Here is a 19,965-nt window from a genome sequence, read left to right on the forward strand (position 1 = left end):
ATAAATACAGAAGTTAAATGATTTGTTTGTAATTTTAGTTATCTGTTTAAAAAGTCATAAGATTAGTCACTGGTAGGAATTAATCTAACGTATTTATTTATCTGCGTAATCACTGTTTTTAGTCTGTCTCAAAACAGTAGATGTTTTATCTACATTACGCATTTTGAATACCAACATGACGAATCCCTCCTTCTTAATTACAAATTTTTAGCATCTAATTTAACTTCAATTCCTATTATACAAAATTTTATCAAATCTTTCAAATGTACTTTGTTTTCCACAATTGCTGCAGCTTGTTCTTGTTAAAAAAATTGTTGTCATTCTAATTTTCCTCTTCATCATTATTAAGTAAGCAACTTGCTCTCACTTATTATATTCGCAATGCAAAATAAATTTTGGAATTTTTTTCAAAAAAAAAGTTAAATTGTATTGTATCAATTTCAGAACTCACACTTCGGTGTGGGTCAGGACCAAACTATCAATCCTGTCCACGCCCCGACTATGCAGATAGGGAATCAAGGTCCGCTCTGCATTTGCCTCCCGAGACCGCTCCTGCCAAGCTTCCTTGGCTGCAAAATCGACCCGACCACCCACATCAATCAGGACCGTCCTCCCTTGCATATCCCGCAAAAAGATGCTGTCCCCCTGCCCGATGTCCACCACCGTCACCTCGTTTTCCAGCGGGTGTTTGGTCGTGAAAAATAGCAGAGCGAGGATCAAGCTCAGTCCTAGGAGCCAGTTTTTCTTCCTGTGAAAATCATAGAGTAAGAAGAGGCTTACCAGCAAAAGCAAGAGGACCAGCCCAGACGGTTTGCCCAGTATCCAAGGTCGCAATCCCAAATCCGCCACCCAGACAATGATTTTCTCCATAAAAACGAAAAATCCGTTGACCCAAGTCATCTTGACCAGAGGTGACAGGAGAAAAATAACTGACAAACCTGGCAAGAGCAGGACATCAAAGATAAAGGAAAAGACAAATGTCAGGAGAATAGACAAGGGCTGGAAGGCATAGAAATAAGTCATGAGCACCGGCAAAATCCCAAGAGAAATACTAAGACTCTCCACCGCAGCCTTTTTGACCTGCCCCAAGTCCTCAAAATCAAAGACCGTCAGCAAGAAAGCATAGGTAAAAGTCAACACTCCTCCTGCTGTCAGTGGAAATCGGGGCAGCACCAGCAGGCAGACAAAGACTGTCACCGCAAAATTATCCAGCTTCCTCAGACCAAGATTACCCAGAATTTTTTGGACCAAGGACCGCACTACTGACACCGAAAAGCCTGTCAAACCAGCATAGACAAGGGAAAAGGGAATCTGCAACTTGTCTACGGTTTCCTTGGTCAACCCCAAACGCAACAAAACCCAACGAAACTTGTCGATGAAAAAGCCCACCTGCATACCAGACAGGGCAAAAAGATGAATGATACCCAGACTAGAATAGAGGTCGCTCATCTGGTCAAACTCACTGTCCAAGTCCCCAAACAAGAGTCCTGTCATATAGTGACTCATGGGTGCTGGAAAATTGCTTTTGATATAGACCAAGGCCTGCCTCCGCCAGATTGATAGCCAATCAAAAATGTTCCAAGACTGGACAGGAACAATCTTCTTAATCGCTGTTAACTTGACTGTCCGATAGATACCCTGTGTTTTCAGATAGGCCTGGTAGTCAAAACCCTTGAAATTCCGCTGATCAGCTGGCAGGCTGACCTCTGCTTCCACTTCTAGCTGGACTAGATCTGTCAGCTTTTGAAAATAAGCCTGCTCCTCCTGACTGGCTAATTTGTAGAAAACCTGATAGGTTTGTCCGTCAGCCCGACCTCGAAAGGACAGGCTGTCACCATTGATGTCTATGGTATCGGGAATAACCTGCACAGTCGTCACTTGCTCTGGGGCTGACTGGGCTGTCCGCTCCCATTGGACCTTCTGGCATCCGAAAAACAGACCACACAGGGCTAGAAGCGGCAGCATTTTGAGGAAAACTGCCTTACCTTGCCGAAACCAAAAGACCAGCAACAACAAACTCAGCAGGCCCATTGTCAAGAGGGAAAAAGAATGGACTGCAAAGTAGGCCGCCACCGCCAAGATTGCCAGGTGAATGGGCTGGCAGGGGAGCTTAATCGACCGTGACATAAGGTCGGATGCTTTCCATGGTCTTGTCGCCGATGCCCGATACATTGTTGAGGTCGTCCACCGACTTGAAGCCACCGTTTGCCTCACGATAAGCGATAATGTCTGTCGCTCGCTTGGCACCGATGCCCGAAATGGTCTGCAGGTCCGCCTCGGTCGCCGTGTTCAGATTGACCTGACTGGTGTTTTTTTCTTCTTGGGACATAGCAGAGCTGGCAGTCGTGCTGGCCACCACCGAGATATTTTCATCCTTGCTGGCCACATAGACCACCGCTTCGTCGCTGAGCTTCTGAGCCAGATTGATAGACTTAGGGTCTGCCTGACTGGTCAAGCCGCCAGCTGCTTCAACTGCATCATTAACACGCGCATCAGCTTCTAATGTGTAGAGTCCTGGCTTTGCTACCGCTCCTTTGACATCAACGACCAGCTGGCTGGGCTCCTCACTTACTTCTGTACTGGTTTCCTCGATCAACTCAGAGCTATTAGAAGTTTGCTCTAGCTGTGGAAAATCTGGTAGTCCTGTGTGATCAGACTTGGCTGGTTGGCTGAATATTAAGAATGTCGTCAGAAGCAAACCTGCAACTGCTGGCAGAGCAATCTGCCACTTGTATTCTTTAAGCATTTCAATATAAGTTTTAATCGTATCCATAAATTACCTCCACCTATATAGTTCGCAAAAGATACAAAAAAACCCGCAAGCTGCGAGTTTCATTTACTTATTTTTTATCCAACTGAGTACTTGGTTGCCAGAAGAAGCTGGCGACATAGCTAAAGGCATAGGTCAATCCCAAGATGAGAGCAACCAGCAAAAGAACTGGGATACGATAGATATAAGTCAAGATATTTGGCTTTTTCTTGGTTTGGAAGGATGCCGCATGGTCATCTAAGCGTTTGAACTCAGTCTCAATTCGGCTAGTTACTTCTGCTGTACCTGCATCATCCATACGCTTGATGTCCGAAACATCGATAGGATTTCCAAAAGCCACATCGATTCGCTCACCAGCTAAGAGCCCCTTGATAGTCATGGGACCCACATAGGTAGCTGGCATGAGTTTGACCTTGGCTGACTTGGCAATGACCGCCACACCACCTTTGAGCTCAGATGAATGACGACTTCCTGAAGGAAACATAACCAGCGAACGGTCACTTTTTTTCAACATGTTAACTGGATACTTGATGGCTGCCATACCAGGATTTTCACGGTCAATCGGAAAGGCTCCACATTTTGAAATCCACCAGCCAAACCCACGGTCCTTGAAGAGTTCTTTTTTAGCCATAAAGATGAACTGCTTAGGAGCAGCTGCGTAGCCAAGAAAGACTGGATCCCAGAAGGTTTTGTGCGGAGCGATAAGAATATAATTTTCCTCCTGTGGCAAAATCTTCTCTCTATCATGATAGTGAATATTGCCATTGATGGCCCACAACAAGAATGTTAATAGTGTTCGTAGATAAGAATAAAACATAAACTTCTCCTTTTTCAATCCCTCCTATTATAGCACAAATTTGCTTCAGAACGAAATGTCACTTTCTTTCAGAACCTGCCATTAAAATGCCCACTAATTACAAGGTCCCGACTTGTAAAAACCACTAGATAGGTTTACAATAGAAACATGATAAAAATTGAACGTGTAGTAGACATCTTAAAAGCGGATGACAACTTCCGCCATATCAAACAGAATAACCAGACTAACAGCACGTGGACGGATATCCAGTTTGACGCTCTCAGCTATGACAGCCGGACTGTTAGCCCAACGACCCTCTTTTTCGCTAAGGGTTTGGCTTTTAAGAAAGAATTTCTTGAAAAAGCTATCGAGGCTGGGCTGGCTTATTACGTGTCTGAAATCGACTATGAGGTCGGCATTCCTGCTATCATCGTCCATGACATCAAGCAGGCTATGAGTCTGATTGCCATGGATTTTCATGGTTATCCCCAGAAACAGATCAAACTCCTGGCTTTCACCGGCACCAAAGGTAAGACAACGGCGGCTTATTTTGCTTTTAACATCCTTAAACAGAGCAAGAAACCTGCCATGCTTTCGACCATGAACACCACGTTGGACGGCAAGACTTTCTTCAAGTCCACCTTGACCACGCCTGAAAGCCTGGACCTCTTTGCCATGATGGCGGAGGCGGTCCAAAACGGCATGACCCACTTGATTATGGAGGTGTCTAGCCAGGCTTACTTGGTCAAGCGGGTTTACGGGCTGACCTTTGATGTCGGCGTCTTCCTCAACATCAGCCCTGATCACATCGGCCCCATTGAGCACCCGACCTTTGAGGACTATTTCTACCACAAGCGGCTTTTAATGGACAATAGCAAAGCGGTTATTGTCAATGCTGGCATGGATCATTTTGAGGTGGTAAAAGATCAAGTTAGCTCCAAAGACCATGACTTTTATGGGCCGACTTCTGAAAACCAGATTAGCCAGTCAGCAGGTTTTGACTTCACAGCGACTGGAAAATTAGCTGGCCATTACGACATCCAGCTGATCGGTGGCTTCAACCAAGAAAATGCCATCGCAGCTGGACTGGCCTGTCTCCGCTTGGGTGCAAGTCTGGAAGATATTCACACAGGGATTGCCCAAACCAATGTCCCTGGCCGTATGGAAGTCCTGACCCAGCAGAACGGGGCCAAGGTATTCGTGGACTACGCCCACAACGGCGATAGTGTCAAGAAGCTGATTGATGTCGTCTTAGAACACCAGACAGGCAAGGTGATTTTGATTCTGGGAGCTCCTGGCAACAAGGGAGAAAGTCGCCGCAAAGACTTCGGTCTTCTGCTCAATGACTATCCGCAGGTTGAGGTGATTCTGACCGCTGATGATCCCAACCGTGAAGATCCAGCCGCTATTGCTGAACAAATCCGTGACCACATGACCCGACCAAGCAACTTTATCTTGGACCGGGAAGAAGCTATCCAAACAGCAATGAACCAAACAAACTCTCCAAAAGATGCAGTCATCATCGCAGGCAAGGGGGCTGACGCCTACCAGATTGTCAATGGTGAAAAGGCCGCCTATGACGGTGATTTGGAAGTAGCAAAACAATATTTGTAACATAGGGTCCTTGTTCACAGACAAGGACTTTTTTATAACGATTCTCATTAAATTAAAATTTTCAGAAAACTCTTTGTTTTGGTGAATTTTTTTGATATAATACTGGTCGGAACAAATTATTAATGAATCATATTCTGGAAAGGAGGAGTTTGTGTCTTCTATTCAAGCGGAAAATATCCAAGTCTCTTACGACAATCGGATTATTATTGATGAATTATCAACAAGTATTCCAAAAGGAAATATAACGACGATCATTGGTGCCAATGGCTGTGGAAAATCGACCTTGCTTAAGGCGTTGACAAGGATTATCCCTGTCCAAGAAGGGACTATCTATTTAGATGGACAAGCCATTTCACAACTGCCAACCAAGGAAGTCGCAAAAAAATTGGCCCTGCTCCCTCAGGTCTTAGAAGCGACTGAAGGGATTTCCGTCTATGAACTAGTCTCCTATGGTCGCTTTCCGCATCAAAATGGGCTGGGGCATCTCACTGATCAGGATAGAGAGAAAATCAACTGGGCCTTGGAGGTCACTCAGACCGCTCCCTACGCTAGGTTCCCAGTTGATGATTTATCAGGTGGTCAGAGGCAACGTGTGTGGATTGCGATGGCACTTGCCCAAGATACGGATACCATTTTCTTAGATGAACCAACAACCTATCTTGATCTCAATCATCAATTGGAAGTCTTAGAACTTTTAAAAGAACTGAATCAAAGCCGACAGAAAACCATTGTGATGGTCCTTCACGATGTCAATTTATCAGCTCGTTTTTCAGATTATATGATTGCCATGAAAGAGGGAGATATTCGCTACCATGGGTCTGTGTCCAATATTATGACAACTGAGATACTGAGGGACATTTTTAGCATTGACCCTCAATTGATGCAGGTTGCTGGTCAAGATTACCCTATTTTGCTAACTTACGATTTAAAAAAATAATAAGGAGAAAAAATGAAAAAGTTTTTAGCTATTTTTAGTTTATTTGTTGGGCTGGTTTTCTTAACAGCTTGTTCTACCTCTTCCTCTTCAACAGACGCAGAATTGTCTAACATGCCAAAGATTGAAGGCATTACTTACCACGGTGACATTCCAAAAAATCCTAAAAAAGTTGTCAACTTTGCTTACTCTTACATAGGCTATCTCTTACAATTAGGAATTGATGTATCTAGCTATAGTCTAGATTTAGAAAAAAATAGTCCGGCATTTGGAGACAAACTAAAGGATGTTCCACAATTGACAACGGCAGATACAGAAGCAATTGCCGCACAAAAACCAGATGTCATTCTAGTATTTGCTGGTGATGATAACTTAGAAACACTGAAAGAAATTGCTCCAGTTATTGAAATCACTTATGGAAAGAGTGACTACCTGAAAATGCTGACAGATGTTGGTCAGATTTTTGGAAAAGAAAAGGAAGCACAAGCTTGGTTAGATCAATGGGATAAGAAAGTTGCTACTGCGAAAGAGGAATTGAAAGGATTGATTGATACAAGTTCAACATTTACCGTCATGGACTTCTTCGATAAAAACATCTTCCTTTACGGTATCAACTTTGGTCGTGGTGGAGAATTAGTCTATCGCGCTCTCGGTTTTGCTGCTCCTGCAAAGGTTCAAGAAGACATTATCAATAAAGAAGGCTGGTTTGGGGTATCTCAGGAAGCTCTTCCAGAATACGTTGGCGACTATGTGCTTGTTAACGTCAATGATAAAACAAAAGAAGCAGCTGCATCTCTCAAAGAAAGTGATATTTGGAAAAATCTACCTGCTGTAAAGAATGGTCACGTCATCGAGGTAGACTACAACCTCTTCTACTTCTCCGACCCGATGTCTTTAGATTTACAAATTGACGCCTTTGTCTCAGCAATTCAAAAACTTCAGTAAAAGGACTGGATATATGAACAAACTAGCGAGTTCTCATTATCCCAAAACAAAGCCAAAGAATATTTGGCTTGTTTTTTTCATCATCTGTCTTTCTTTCATAGCTGGAGGCTATCTTAGTTTACGCTTTGGAGCTATTTCTTATAGCCACCAACAACTGATAGAAACCCTAAAGCATCCACTGACAGATTCATCCGCTCAGGATGTTATCATCGATTTACGCTTGCCTAGAATGGTAGTCGCCATCTTGGTGGGAGCTGCCATGGCTCAAGCTGGGGCAATGATGCAAGGAATTACACGTAATCCGATTGCTGATCCTGGCTTATTAGGAATCAATGCTGGCGCAGGACTGGCTCTCATTGTTGCCTATGCTCTATTCGGTGGTTTGCACTACAGTCAAATTTTATTAATATGTTTACTGGGCTCCTGTCTGGCAGCCGGTCTAGTCTTTGGTCTAGCTTATCAGGTACAAAAAGGCTACAATCAACTACGGTTAATTTTATCTGGTGCCATGGTAGCAAGTCTATTTTCTGCTATTGGTCAAGCTATTACTATCTACTTTGATTTATCAACTGCAGTGATTGGCTGGCAAGCAGGGGGATTGGTACAGGTAAACTGGAAGATGCTGGCCATCATCGCTCCTCTTATCATCATTGGCCTCATCCTTGCTCAACTCTTTTCACATCAGCTGACCATCCTGAGTCTCAACGAAACCGTTGCTAAAAATCTAGGGCAACGAACCTTACTGATGACCTTGATTTTGTTGGGAATTGTCCTTCTACTCTCAGCTTCTGCGGTAGCTCTTGTGGGCTCACTTTCTTTTGTCGGGCTCATTATTCCTCACTTTATCCGCATGTTTACAGGGAAAAATTACAAGCTACTCTTGCCATTAACTGCCTTTGCAGGGGCTAGTTTCCTCATCTGGGTAGATTTGGTTTGCCGTTCTATCAATCCACCTGTTGAAACTCCCATTAGCGCAGTCATCAGTATCATTGGTCTCCCTTGCTTCCTATGGTTGATTAGAAAGGAGAAACACTTTTGATAAGACATCACAACTCTCTAAAAATATTCACATTCCTACTAATCCTTTTATTTGTCATTTTCCTACTTTCCTTATCTATCGGCTATAGCAATTCATCCTTTTCGGATCTCATTGACATCATGAGTGGTCGTGCCAGTTCATCGACTCTACTTATCATTGGGCGAATTCGCTTACCTAGAATAATCGCCTCCATTATCGGAGGGGCTTCTCTGGCTTTGGCTGGTTTGTTGCTACAAACTTTGACCCGCAATCCTCTGGCAGATTCTGGAATATTAGGAATCAACGCAGGAGCTGGTCTTGTTGTGGTACTATTTGTCGGTCTCTCTTCAAAAATCAGCCCTGTCTTATTGAGTCTCGTGCCTCTATTTGCTATGATGGGCGGTGGATTAACCATTTTTCTAGTTTACTGGATTGCACGTAAGAAGCTGTACGGCATCCATCCTGCACGCTTAATTATCACGGGAGTTGGAATTTCGAGCATGTTATCTGGTATCATGGTTAGCATCATCAGCCAATTAGATGACTTTAAGATGGAATACATTGTCCAGTGGCTCAGTGGTCGAGTAAATGGTGGAGATTGGAAAACTATCGCAATCTATACTCCTCTTCTTCTCTTGATATGGCTGGCAACGTTTAGTCGAAGTCGCTCACTCAATATTATGAATCTAAACGACCAGACAGCCATGGCTTTGGGACTCCACTTACAGCGTGAAAGGCGGATTACCTTGGTATTGGCTACCGCCCTAGCCTCTCTTAGTGTCATTTTAGTTGGTAATATCACCTTCGTTGGTCTCATTGCTGGTCACATTGTGCGCAAATGGTTAGGAAATGATCATCGTGTCATCATTCCAGCTACTATGATAATAGGAAGCTTCATTCTACTTCTAGCGGATACCATAGGACGAGTATTACTTGTCGGAACAGGCATCCCAACCGGCATCATCGTCTCCCTTATCGGTGCTCCCTATTTTCTGTGGTTACTAAAACAAGAAGGCTAGATGACTCCAGCCTTCTTGTTATTTTTCTAGGTAACGTTCAATATCCTCTTTAAGTTTTAATGGACTAGTCGTTGGTAAATAGCGTTTGACCACACGCCCTTGTCTATCCACCAAAAACTTGGTAAAATTCCACTCAATTCGACCTCCTAATAAGGTCGATTTTTCTTTCTTAAGATAGCGATATAGCGGACTAGCTCCTACACCGTTCACTTCAATTTTTGCAAAGCGAGGAAAGGTTGTTCCATAAGTTAAACTACAGGTCTGATTGATTTCTTCAGCAGAACCGGAAGCCTGATTTAAAAATTGATTGCAAGGAAAATCGAGCACGACAAAACCTTTGTCTTTATAAATATCATAAAGTTCTTGCAATTCCTTGTATTGAGGTGCCAACCCACAACCTGGCGCCGTATTGACAATCAAAAGCACCTGTCCTTGATAATAAGCCATGGACTGATCTGTTCCATCTTGTTTTTGTACTGTAAAATCATAAATGCTCATTATATATCCTCCTCTAGTCAAAATAAGTAAATAAATGTTCCATTTCATTTGGAGTGAGTTGTCTGTATGCACCTCGTTCCAAATCCCCCAGCTCAAAACTTCCAAAGGAAATCCGCTTGAGATAAGTGACCTTGACACCATAGGCTAAAAACATCTTTTTGACCTGATGAAACTTGCCTTCTGCCAGTTTGATGGTCGCTCTGCTATGGTCCAAAGAAGCCTCCAAGACAGTCAAATCTGCGGGCTGGCAACGGGTGCCGTCCAAAAAGGTAACGCCTGATGCAAAGAAAGTCGGGGCATCCGGACCCAAGGGGCCGTTAACCTCCACATAGTAAACCTTGTCCACATGGTGGCTGGGATGGAGCATACGATAACCGAGCGGACCATTGTTGGTAATGAGGACTAGGCCTTCGGTATCCCTGTCCAGGCGACCGACGGGGTAGAGACCTTCCCTACTGTCTTGCGAAGAAATCAAGTCGATGACTGTCTGATGCTCCTGGTCTGTCACAGCAGAAACGACTCCTGCTGGTTTGTTGAGTAAATAGTAGACCGAGCCTTTTAGCTCGATTTTTCGCCCTGCCACCTGAATCTCTTGGAGTTCAGGATCGACGATTTGACTGAGACTTTGAGCTGCTTGTCCGTTAATCTTGATTTGCTGGGCTTTAAAAAGTTTTTTAACTTGCTTGCGCGAGCCAACCTTGGCTTTCTCTAAACATTTGTCCAATCTCATATCTCTATTCTAGCATAAAACCTAGGTCTTGACTTTGATTGAAAAAAGACTATAATACTAATTAGTGATATATATAAATGAAATCCAGTTTGCTTGGATTTCCTACTTTTTATAATAAAGGAGAACTTTATGGGACTTTTACAAGATGGCAAATGGGTGGATCAATGGTATGACACCAAGTCAACAGGCGGTAAATTTGTCCGTACTGTCACGCAATTTCGCAACTGGATTACAGCTGATGGACAGGCTGGTCCGACAGGAAAGGGCGGTTTCAAAGCGGAATCTGGTCGTTACCATCTCTACATTTCTTTGGCCTGTCCTTGGGCCAGTCGGACCTTAATCATGCGAAAATTGAAGGGTCTGGAAGACCATATTTCCCTGTCAATCGTTCATCCGCTCATGTTGGAAAATGGTTGGACTTTCGCGGACGGACCTGGTGTTATCAAGGATTCCCTCTTTAACAGCGACTATCTTTATCAAGTTTACTTGAAAGCAGACCCAAATTACACTGGCCGTGTGACCGTTCCTGTCCTTTGGGATAAGGAAACAAATACCATCGTCAGCAATGAATCTGCTGAAATCATGCGCATGTTTAACTCTGCTTTTAATGATATTACTGGAAATTACGATGACTACTATCCAGCAAACCTGCAAGCGGAGATTGATGCCATGAATGACTTTGTCTATCCAAACATCAACAATGGCGTCTACAAGGCTGGATTTTCAACCAACCAGGCAGTCTATGAAAAAGAGGTCAAGAACCTTTTTGCCGCCTTGGATAAATTGGAAAAGCATTTGGCAGACAAGGACTATCTGGTGGGCAATCAATTAACGGAAGCAGACCTTCGTCTCTTTACTACATTAGTGCGGTTTGATCCAGTTTACTTTGGGCATTTTAAGTGCAATATCAAGGCCTTGGTTGATTATCCAAACCTATGGAACTATACCAAACGTCTTTACAATCATGCTGGTATTGCAGAAACGGTGGACTTCGACCATATCAAACAACACTACTACGGTAGCCATAAGACCATTAACCCAACAGGTATTGTCCCAGTCGGCCCTGACTTGGACTGGACACTTGAAAACTAAAGACACATATGTTATAATCATTGTGCTTAAAAGTTCAGGAAACTAAGCATAAGTAAAACACCCATGGTGGCAGCCATGGGTGTTTTTTGTGCTTGCTCGAGGCACGCAGGCTAAGTGACGATCATTTAGTTTACTTTTAGTACGAGGCAACGAGCTGAAGGCTGTACTAAGGTACGGCAAAGCGAGTTCAAACAATCCAGTGGAGTGTTTGAAGTTGGAAATACGGGAACGAAGTTTCCTCTTTCGTCGAAGTAATAAAAGGAAAAATAAATGATTGATTGTCGCTGTTGTTTTGCCACTTACAAATTAGCCACTCCGCAATAAGTTCTGCAACTACGCTGACTAGCAACGGTAGCAAAACAAGTTTCAGGAAACTATCTAGCATAAGTTCTCACCTCCCAACTTGCGCTGTTTAGTGATTGTGACTTAGATATTATACCATAAAATGAACAAATCCTGCTATTATAAACAAGTTTTTTTTATCCACTAATGAAACAACAATTAAATAGCTCCTATAGATATTTTCCACGATTTTCAGAACATCAGTTCCAAAAATAACTGGTTTGCTCCCTCACAATTTCTGTGGTATAATATTTCAGATTTTCAGAAAGAGGAGATTAACATGTCTGACATTAAGGCAAAACGTGTATCCAACTATGAATTGTTTTATGATTTGGTCTTTGTCCTTGCTACTTCTTCACTGACGGGCTTGTTACATGGAGATCATATCGGCTTCAAGGAAATTGTGACCTTTATCACTGCTAATTTGATTATCATGACCTTGTGGATGAATGAAACTATCTATCTCAATAAATATGGCGAACGAGATTTTCTGGATATTTTCACCATTATTCCATCCATGTACCTGATTGGTAACATGTCCCTCAATTTCAGCAATGATTTTGAAGCGACGGCTCTGCCATTTAATGCCTTCTTGACCCTGTCTTATATCCTCATCTTCCTGCAATACTATCTGAGAGGAAGACGGATTGGCTTTAATGAGGACATTAAGGCAACCTTGCAGATGTTAGCCTCTTATATTGCTATCTTTGCTGGTGCAACCATTTTAGTCGTTTTCAAGCTCTGGACCAACGATGAGAGAATGTTGATTGTCTATATCATTCCCTTCTTGATTTCCTTTTTCTTTCAAAAGAGAATAAGTCATGACCCTATCAACTTTCCTCACATGGTGGAACGTTGCCAGCTGATTACCATTATCACCTTCGGTGAAACCGTCATCGCCATCATCAAAAATTATCCGCTACTAGACTTGGCTCTGGAAGGAATTTTGCTTTTCTTCGCGATGGCAACCCTCTTCATCTTCTATATTTCCCAAACCTATCTGTCCATCGACCATCACCGTAAGGCAGATGTGACCGTTTTGCTCTATGCCCACTTGGTGATTGTCCTTGGTTTAAATTTCTTCACCGTGGCAATGGAGCTATTCCCTAGCCATCACAATGATCTGGCCTTGCCCATGCTGATTGTAGGAAACTTACTTTTCTACGGAGGCATCCTTTCGACTTCCTTCTATAATCAACAAATTCACCAAGTTGGTAGAAAAGGACTGTTCATCTACGGTCTGATTTTAGTGATTGGAAATGTTGTCTTACTGCTAGCTGGACATGCAAACCTACTCATCTTTAGCATTCTTAATCTACTCTCACATGGTATGGTAGCCTACCATGTCATTCGTTTCCGAAAAGCTCGTCAGAGTTTGATTGGGGAAGAGGTATAAAAATAAACCACAACAGACCGCTCTAACGGCTTAAAACTGTTGTGGTTTTTAACTCTTATTTTGTCAATTTACTTGCTGCGGCTTGGTCGAGGATAAGAACGACATCGTCATGGTTTTGGAGGACGCTTGCTGGGACATCTTCTGTCACAGGACCTTCCACAGTCGCCTTAATGGCGTCAGCTTTTTCCTGACCATAAGCCATGAGGACAATGGTCTTAGCTGCCATAATGTTGGCGACGCCCATGGAAATAGCCTGCTTGGGCACTTCCTCTGGATCCGCAAAGAAGCGTGCATTGGCTTCGATGGTTGATCGCGCCAATTCAACCAGATGGGTCTGACCATCAAATGGAGCACCTGGTTCGTTGAAACCGATATGGCCGTTGCGACCGATACCCAAAATTTGGAAATCAACTGGATGTTCAGCCAGAATTTTATTGTAACGTTCTGTTTCAGCAACTACATCTATCGCCAAACCATTCGGTAAATAAGATTGTTTAAACGGTTTGGCATTGAAAAGATTTTCCTTCATAAAATGAATATAGGATTGGTCGCTCTCCTCACCTAAACCAACATACTCATCCAAGTTTACAGATGTCACATCCGAAAAGTCTAAATCCGACTCACGAATCAATCTGTAAAATTCTAACGGACTGGAGCCTGTTGCCAAACCTAATACCTTGGCACCTTCGTTCAATTTTTCTCTCAAAATATCTAATGCTACACTTGCTCCTTCAACTTGATTGTTTACTACATGAATTTTCATAGCGCACCTCTTTGGTCTATACCATTTCTTATTTTTCTTTATTATATGGTATAGACCAATTTTTGTCAAGAATTTATACTTATAGAGTATTACATCAACACGAATAATTTTAATTCTCTTCCCATCCATCAAGACTTAAGTGTCTAACTATGATATAATACATTTATGACAGATGTGCTTTTTTACTTATTTTTTATTGGTATTCTGTTCTGCCTTACTGGCTATTTTATTTCTAAATCAAAGGTCCTAAAGTTTATTTTCTACCTGATTGGTAGTTTATTGGTGGCTTTGCCATTTGCCCTATTGATTTATTTTACCTATATTTTATTTTAGTCTAAGGAGTGAATATGAATACTGCAGATTTTGATTTTGATTTACCCGAAGAGCTTATCGCTCAAGTTCCCCTTGAAAAGCGCGACAGCTCTAAACTATTGATCCTCGACCGCGAAAAACGGAGCATGGTTGACAGTCACTTTGACCATATCATCGACCAGCTGAATCCCGGTGATGCTCTGGTCATGAACAATACACGTGTTCTGCCTGCCCGTCTCTATGGCTACAAACCTGAAACTATGGGACATGTTGAGCTTTTGCTTTTGAAAAATACCCAAGGTGATCAGTGGGAAGTTCTTGCCAAACCAGCAAAACGTCTGAAAGTCGGTACCACAGTCGCTTTTGGTGACGGACGATTAACTGCTACTATCGTAGAAGAATTAGAACACGGTGGAAGAATTGTTGAATTCTCCTATGAAGGTATCTTCCTTGAAGTCTTGGAAAGCCTAGGCGAAATGCCACTTCCACCTTACATTCATGAAAAATTAGAAGACCGTGAACGCTATCAAACAGTTTATGCCAAGGAAAACGGTTCTGCCGCAGCTCCAACTGCTGGACTACATTTCACCCAAGAGTTACTCGAAAAAATCGAAGCTAAAGGAGTGAAACTAGTCTATTTGACTCTTCACGTTGGGCTTGGGACCTTCCGACCAGTCTCTGTTGATAACGTTGATGAGCATGAAATGCACTCGGAATTCTATAACCTATCAGCAGAAGCTGCTCAAACCCTCAATCAGGTCAAAGAGAGCGGTGGTCGTATCGTCGCAGTCGGCACGACATCCATCCGCACCCTCGAAACCATCGGTAATAAATTTGATGGCCGTTTGGAAGCTGATTCTGGTTGGACAAATATCTTCATCAAACCTGGCTACACCTTCCGAATCGTTGATGCCTTCTCAACCAATTTCCACCTACCAAAATCTACTTTGGTTATGCTAGTTTCTGCCTTTGCAGGTAGAGAATTTACGTTAGATGCCTATAAACATGCTGTTGAAGAACGCTACCGCTTCTTTAGTTTTGGGGATGCAATGTTCATTCAATAGGCTGTTATCACCAAATTATTCTGAATTCTGATTTTATTGGAGGGCCTTATGAACAAGATTGAAAGCCGCCATCAGCTGATCCTGTCTCTAATCATGGAGAAGAAAATACACACCCAGCAGGAATTGCAAGAATTACTAGAGGTCAACGGAGTCTCTGTCACCCAATCTACCCTCTCCCGTGACATCAAGATGCTCAATCTTGTCAAAGTCAACGAAGATGATTCTTCTCACTATGTCATCAACCCCATTGCTCCTACTCGCTGGGAAAAACGACTGCGACTCTATATGGAAGATGCTTTGGTCATGCTAAAACCTATCCAACATCAAGTGGTTCTCAAGACCCTACCTGGATTGGCTAACTCATTCGGTTCTATTTTGGATGCCATGGAGATTCCTCAAATTGTAGCAACCGTCTGCGGTGACGATGTCTGTCTCATCATTTGTGAAGATGTCGAGGGGGCACAAGCTTGCTTCGAGCACTTGAAACAGTTTACTCCACCATTTTTCTTTAGTAAATTATAAGGCTGGGCTCAAGCCCAGGACCACTACTCAGAGTTCGTGTCAACATCTCAGCGCAGTGGTTGATTGGCAGATTTGTTCGTGTTTTACACTCCAAATTTGGCCTAATCAACTGTGCGGGGGTGGGAAGACGAACTCTTTTATCTTGGTCGAGTTCTTTCCCACTCCCATTAATTTTTCGCAACAAATATGCTATAATAAATTAAGTATCCATAAAGGAGTAATGAATATGAAAAGTTGTTGGCAAGAGTTGCAAATTGCTGCAACAACAGATCAACGTACTATAAAATTAGCATACGCTGAACGGATTAAAAAGGTCCATCCTGAAGAAGACCCCGAAGGTTTTAAACGCCTACAGCATGCTTATAAATCAGCCTTACAATACGCTAAGCAAGCAAGACCAAAGCCAAAACAAACATTTACTGAGTTTGGAGAACAAAGTAACCTTGAAAATCAGCAGAGTGCGACATCGTTCGATTTCTTTGATGATCGCAACGAGAATAAAACTGAAGATATTTCTCATTCCACTTTTGATTTCTCCACTTTCTCACATTCGGAAGAAATTCCCGAACAGGAAGCAAGCGAACAAACTATCGCTGCCAACAACCAACTATTTGAAAATACCAACTTTGTAGACAATATAAAAACTGCCTGCAAAAACTCCCCTTACTACCATCTTCTATATCAAATTTTACTTTCCGATGAATTCAATTTCCATATCAGAGATATAGAAATACAAAAGCAACTAATTGCTGAACTCAGTCAGCTTACTTTTTACGGGGAAGAATTTGAACGCAAAAAGGTCATTGAGCAGTGTGAACTACTGGGATTAGATGAACTAGCTCTTTATCTATCAGAAGATAAACAAAAGCAATTAGAAGATCAATTTAGTACCGATACAGAATCAATAGCACTAGCAGCAGAAGAGTATCTAGGAAAATTATTGTCTTCTCTCGAATTGGTAAGCGATTTTTATTTACTATTGAAAGCCTTTCGCAGTGATGACTTCCGCTATTTTATAGCCAATGAACAATTCTGTAACAAACTAACAGCCCATCTTTTAAACTACTACTTCTTTGGCCCTTGGGAACACCGTATTGAACTTGTTCAACTCTGTCAAAATTATGGTTTAAATGAACTGGCTGGATACATTTATTGGATAGGATTAAATAATCCTGAGACTCAAAAAGGTTTATCAACGGAGAGATTAGTATGATTATTGGAATCGATTTAGGAACAACAAATTCACTAGTTGCAACATGGCGTAATAATAAGGTAGAACTCATTCCCAACAATTTGGGCGATTTCTTAACACCTTCTGTAGTCGGTTTATCTGACAACGGAGATATCATCGTAGGAAAATTTGCTAAAGAACGGTTGATGAGTCATCCTCATCTTACACAATCAAGATTCAAACGCCTAATGGGAACTGGGAAAAAATTGCCTCTAGGTGATCAGATGTATCTACCTGAGGAGCTTAGCGCCTTCATATTGAAAAAATTGATTGAAGATGCCGAAGAATTTCTAGGTGAAAAGGTTGATGAAATTATTGTCAGCGTCCCTGCCTATTTCAGCGATGATCAGCGCGCAGCAACAAAAATTGCTGGTCACTTAGCAGGTGTCAAAATTGAACGAATTATCAATGAACCATCTGCTGCCGCCCTTGCTCTCCACCACAGTCGAGAAGAAGATGCCACTTATATGATTATTGACTTCGGTGGGGGAACACTTGACATTTCAATTGTTGATGCTTTTGCCAATGTTATTGAAATCGTATCGGTTGCTGGAGAAAACCACTTAGGTGGGGAAGACTTCACTCAACAAATTGTTGAAGACTTCATCCAAAATCTTCCTTATAAAAAATCAGACTTGTCTGACGAGGTAATGGGATTTCTTTACCAGGAAGCTGAAAAAGCAAAATTAGCCCTCAATAAGGAAGATAGCGTTCGAATGTCTGTAAACATCAACGATAGTCTTCATGTGTATAAATTAACCAAGGAACGATATGTGGAGATTTGTCGTTTTCTCCTTGCAAAAATGAATGCCCCTATTCAAAATGCCCTACGAGATGCCCAGATACATGCTGAAGACTTGACCGATGTCATCCTAGTTGGCGGCTCAACTAAAATGAAACTCATTCAAGACTATCTAATTTTTCTGCTCAAACGTCCCATCTCGGTTAAAGTTGATCAGGATAAAGCCGTAGCTATGGGGTGTGGTATTGTAACAGGTATTAAAAAACGTGACAAGGGTATCAAAGATGTTGTGTTAACAGACATTTGTCCTTTTACATTAGGTACTGCCATTGTTGGAAATGTCTTCTCACCCATAATAGAAAGAAATACAACACTTCCTGCCTCCTACGTCGAACGCTACTGGACGAATGAATTAGGGCAGCAACATGTTCTATTTACCATTTATCAAGGAGAAAACTACCAAGCCGACACCAATCTTCTTCTCGGTTCCTTGGATATTCCAATCCCTGTAAATCATGAAGAACATGAAGCAATAGACTGCCGCTTCTCCTATGATATAAACGGTATTCTCGATGTAGATATTACCGTTCTTTCTACCGGAAAAGTGTACAACAAAACAATACTACGTGATCGACAACAGCTATCCGCCGAAGAAATATTAGAAAAAAGAGCAAAACTAGCTTCTTTGAAAATCCATCCTCGAGATAGTGAACATTACCAATTATTACGAGCACGCGCAGAACGTCTATTCCGGACCCTATTAGCCGAACAGCGTGATTATTTGATGAACTGTATTCAGCGATATGAAAAAGTGATTGAGACCCAAGATGCAAAACGCATCGCGAAAGCTAACAAAATATTTGAAAACCAGCTAGATGGACTAGAGGAAAGTTGGTAGGACATGCTAGATGTACACACTCTATTAACAACCTTAGCTTCTAGCACAAATCGCTCCTATGCACGCTGGAAGGCCCTACTATCATATCATCCAAGTCAGATGGCTTTGATACTCGAGCAATTGAACGAATCAATCCTTGATTCAATATATGATATTCGAGTCATACGACTCATTGAGCGACGAGCAAAATCTTGTCGTAAAGCAAGTAACAGAGCCTATCTTTTAGAATGGTGCAAAACGCGGCGAGCTCAATTCGAAAATAAAAATGATAACCGACTATTATTAGCGCTATCAATATTTATTGGAATTGCGCAATTCTTATCTCTACTCACTTTGCTTATTTCTCTTACCTGTCTTATGGGAACTACAATTGAACTGGGAGATGAACAAATCAGCTTCCTTCTCAGCAATATTTGGGGTTCCTTCTTGACCTTGCGAGTCCTAAATCGTCTACAAAAAAGAAGATGCTCCTTAGACTACGAACCTGTATTTCAGAAGGATTTTAATAGGCATTTGTATATACTAGGAGGCATTATTGCTCTATGTATGATTCCTAGCTTTATAGGTGCATATCTGGATATTTTTGAATACCATGTTTTTAGTCTTACCAGTATCTTTAGAGGATTTGCTTACGCCTTAGCTATCTACTTATTATTCCAAACAACTAAGACCGAGTTTATTCCATCTAAATCTCGTCATAATGTAACGACTATCTATCTGATACTATTTACACTATTCACTTACCTACTTAGTATTTTTGATTATGACTACCGCTTCCTTTTCTTTATTATTCTATGGAATCAGCTGAGTCTACTCTTTAACTATAAATACCTTGGTTCTCCCGAAGTTGAAGAGGTAGTGAAGCCATTACGTTACTTGAATAAGCAAGTACATCCGCTAATTAGCGGTACGTGTCTTTTATTAATCCATTATTCCATCCTGACAGGTTTTCCCATTCAATATGGCTTTTTAGGTCTAACATTCTTTATTGCCTTTATGACTTTCTTAGCCACTTATAACGCAAAACTTTCCCTAGGTGATAATCATTTAAAAGAAGCACTGCGAGATATTCCTAACTTTTACTTTGCAAATCAGATTATCTTTTACCGCCTTCAATACAAAAATAAACTTTCTTTTAAAATCGAAAGATTCGAAAGTTCTATAATGAAGTTAGCCACCTTACCTTAGTCAAGAATTAGATGTTTCACTATGTTTGAGTAAGTTGATGATTTCATTTGATAACAGGTTTGAAGCTGTTAGGCTAGGTGGCCAAGGCTAA

18 protein-coding genes and 1 pseudogene are annotated in these 19,965 nt (G+C 41.8%); 12 read left to right on the forward strand and 7 right to left on the reverse strand.

The window, feature by feature from the left end; translation table 11 throughout:
• Positions 1 to 93 precede the first annotated feature (93 nt).
• The 4 genes and pseudogenes from K5Q34_RS10595 to K5Q34_RS10610 all read right to left on the reverse strand — a co-directional run bounded on the left by K5Q34_RS10595 (position 94) and on the right by K5Q34_RS10610 (position 3,587).
• Positions 94 to 177 (reverse strand): 23S rRNA methyltransferase attenuation leader peptide, encoded by an 84-nt coding sequence (locus tag K5Q34_RS10595; protein WP_221864992.1) that lies wholly within the window; start codon positions 175 to 177, stop codon positions 94 to 96.
• A 276-nt stretch (positions 178 to 453) separates the two neighbouring features.
• Positions 454 to 2,127, reverse strand: a pseudogene (locus K5Q34_RS10600) (ComEC/Rec2 family competence protein); the annotation flags it as partial.
• The gene (locus tag K5Q34_RS10605; protein ID WP_221864987.1) at positions 2,111 to 2,773 is read right to left on the reverse strand and encodes a helix-hairpin-helix domain-containing protein; all 663 of its coding nucleotides are present in this window, start codon (positions 2,771 to 2,773) and stop codon (positions 2,111 to 2,113) included. The pseudogene K5Q34_RS10600 and the gene K5Q34_RS10605, both read right to left, overlap by 17 nt.
• Before the next feature lie 67 nt (positions 2,774 to 2,840).
• On the reverse strand, positions 2,841 to 3,587 hold the full coding sequence (locus K5Q34_RS10610) for a 1-acyl-sn-glycerol-3-phosphate acyltransferase (RefSeq protein ID WP_105120315.1): 747 nt from the start codon (positions 3,585 to 3,587) through the stop codon (positions 2,841 to 2,843).
• Between the two features lie 147 nt (positions 3,588 to 3,734).
• Between K5Q34_RS10610 and K5Q34_RS10615 the strand changes: the two genes are divergently transcribed.
• From K5Q34_RS10615 to K5Q34_RS10635, 5 genes are all read left to right on the forward strand, one after another.
• On the forward strand, positions 3,735 to 5,180 hold the full coding sequence (locus K5Q34_RS10615; protein ID WP_105151058.1) for a UDP-N-acetylmuramoyl-L-alanyl-D-glutamate--L-lysine ligase: 1,446 nt from the start codon (positions 3,735 to 3,737) through the stop codon (positions 5,178 to 5,180).
• A gap of 151 nt (positions 5,181 to 5,331) precedes the next feature.
• A complete protein-coding gene (locus K5Q34_RS10620; RefSeq protein WP_105151059.1) occupies positions 5,332 to 6,117 on the forward strand; it encodes an ABC transporter ATP-binding protein in 786 nt (261 codons plus the stop codon).
• 12 nt (positions 6,118 to 6,129) lie between these two features.
• Positions 6,130 to 7,059, forward strand: a complete 930-nt coding sequence (locus tag K5Q34_RS10625; protein WP_221864988.1) for an ABC transporter substrate-binding protein — start codon at positions 6,130 to 6,132, stop codon at positions 7,057 to 7,059.
• A 13-nt stretch (positions 7,060 to 7,072) separates the two neighbouring features.
• The gene (locus K5Q34_RS10630; protein WP_024407564.1) at positions 7,073 to 8,098 is read left to right on the forward strand and encodes an iron ABC transporter permease; all 1,026 of its coding nucleotides are present in this window, start codon (positions 7,073 to 7,075) and stop codon (positions 8,096 to 8,098) included.
• Positions 8,095 to 9,096: an iron ABC transporter permease gene (locus K5Q34_RS10635; RefSeq protein ID WP_172115090.1), complete on the forward strand. Its 1,002-nt coding sequence runs from the start codon at positions 8,095 to 8,097 to the stop codon at positions 9,094 to 9,096. Before K5Q34_RS10630 ends, K5Q34_RS10635 begins: the two co-directional genes overlap by 4 nt.
• Before the next feature lie 18 nt (positions 9,097 to 9,114).
• On the opposite strand, the gene K5Q34_RS10640 is transcribed toward K5Q34_RS10635, so the two are convergent.
• Both K5Q34_RS10640 and K5Q34_RS10645 read right to left on the reverse strand, forming a co-directional pair.
• Positions 9,115 to 9,594 (reverse strand): glutathione peroxidase, encoded by a 480-nt coding sequence (locus K5Q34_RS10640; protein ID WP_172115092.1) that lies wholly within the window; start codon positions 9,592 to 9,594, stop codon positions 9,115 to 9,117.
• Between the two features lie 13 nt (positions 9,595 to 9,607).
• The gene (locus K5Q34_RS10645; RefSeq protein ID WP_221864989.1) at positions 9,608 to 10,324 is read right to left on the reverse strand and encodes a pseudouridine synthase; all 717 of its coding nucleotides are present in this window, start codon (positions 10,322 to 10,324) and stop codon (positions 9,608 to 9,610) included.
• A gap of 129 nt (positions 10,325 to 10,453) precedes the next feature.
• Here K5Q34_RS10645 and K5Q34_RS10650 point away from each other — a divergent pair, with 129 nt between their 5' ends.
• Together K5Q34_RS10650 and K5Q34_RS10655 are read left to right on the forward strand one after the other, a co-directional pair.
• Positions 10,454 to 11,416: a glutathione S-transferase family protein gene (locus K5Q34_RS10650; RefSeq protein ID WP_221864990.1), complete on the forward strand. Its 963-nt coding sequence runs from the start codon at positions 10,454 to 10,456 to the stop codon at positions 11,414 to 11,416.
• Positions 11,417 to 12,038: 622 nt separating this feature from the next.
• Complete coding sequence (locus tag K5Q34_RS10655) at positions 12,039 to 13,154, forward strand: low temperature requirement protein A (RefSeq protein WP_105151063.1); 1,116 nt, start codon at positions 12,039 to 12,041, stop codon at positions 13,152 to 13,154.
• A 55-nt stretch (positions 13,155 to 13,209) separates the two neighbouring features.
• Here K5Q34_RS10655 and K5Q34_RS10660 read toward each other — a convergent pair whose 3' ends face one another.
• Complete coding sequence (locus tag K5Q34_RS10660; protein WP_105151064.1) at positions 13,210 to 13,917, reverse strand: glucosamine-6-phosphate deaminase; 708 nt, start codon at positions 13,915 to 13,917, stop codon at positions 13,210 to 13,212.
• Positions 13,918 to 14,264: 347 nt separating this feature from the next.
• Here K5Q34_RS10660 and queA point away from each other — a divergent pair, with 347 nt between their 5' ends.
• The 5 genes from queA to K5Q34_RS10685 all read left to right on the forward strand — a co-directional run bounded on the left by queA (position 14,265) and on the right by K5Q34_RS10685 (position 19,874).
• Entirely contained in the window at positions 14,265 to 15,293 is a 1,029-nt protein-coding gene (gene queA / locus K5Q34_RS10665; protein ID WP_029171845.1) for a tRNA preQ1(34) S-adenosylmethionine ribosyltransferase-isomerase QueA, read from the forward strand.
• A 48-nt stretch (positions 15,294 to 15,341) separates the two neighbouring features.
• A complete protein-coding gene (locus K5Q34_RS10670) occupies positions 15,342 to 15,815 on the forward strand; it encodes an arginine repressor (RefSeq protein WP_002941715.1) in 474 nt (157 codons plus the stop codon).
• 226 nt (positions 15,816 to 16,041) lie between these two features.
• Positions 16,042 to 17,028 carry a J domain-containing protein gene (locus K5Q34_RS10675; RefSeq protein WP_105151207.1) on the forward strand — a complete coding sequence of 329 codons (987 nt, stop codon included), beginning with the start codon at positions 16,042 to 16,044 and terminating at the stop codon, positions 17,026 to 17,028.
• Positions 17,025 to 18,686: an Hsp70 family protein gene (locus K5Q34_RS10680; RefSeq protein WP_024411622.1), complete on the forward strand. Its 1,662-nt coding sequence runs from the start codon at positions 17,025 to 17,027 to the stop codon at positions 18,684 to 18,686. The genes K5Q34_RS10675 and K5Q34_RS10680 overlap by 4 nt, the downstream gene beginning before the upstream one ends.
• A 3-nt stretch (positions 18,687 to 18,689) precedes the next feature.
• A complete protein-coding gene (locus K5Q34_RS10685) occupies positions 18,690 to 19,874 on the forward strand; it encodes a hypothetical protein (protein ID WP_221864991.1) in 1,185 nt (394 codons plus the stop codon).
• Positions 19,875 to 19,965 lie beyond the last annotated feature (91 nt).

The organism is Streptococcus sp. 2018110 (genome assembly GCF_019754115.1).
Lineage (GTDB): Bacteria > Bacillota > Bacilli > Lactobacillales > Streptococcaceae > Streptococcus > Streptococcus hashimotonensis.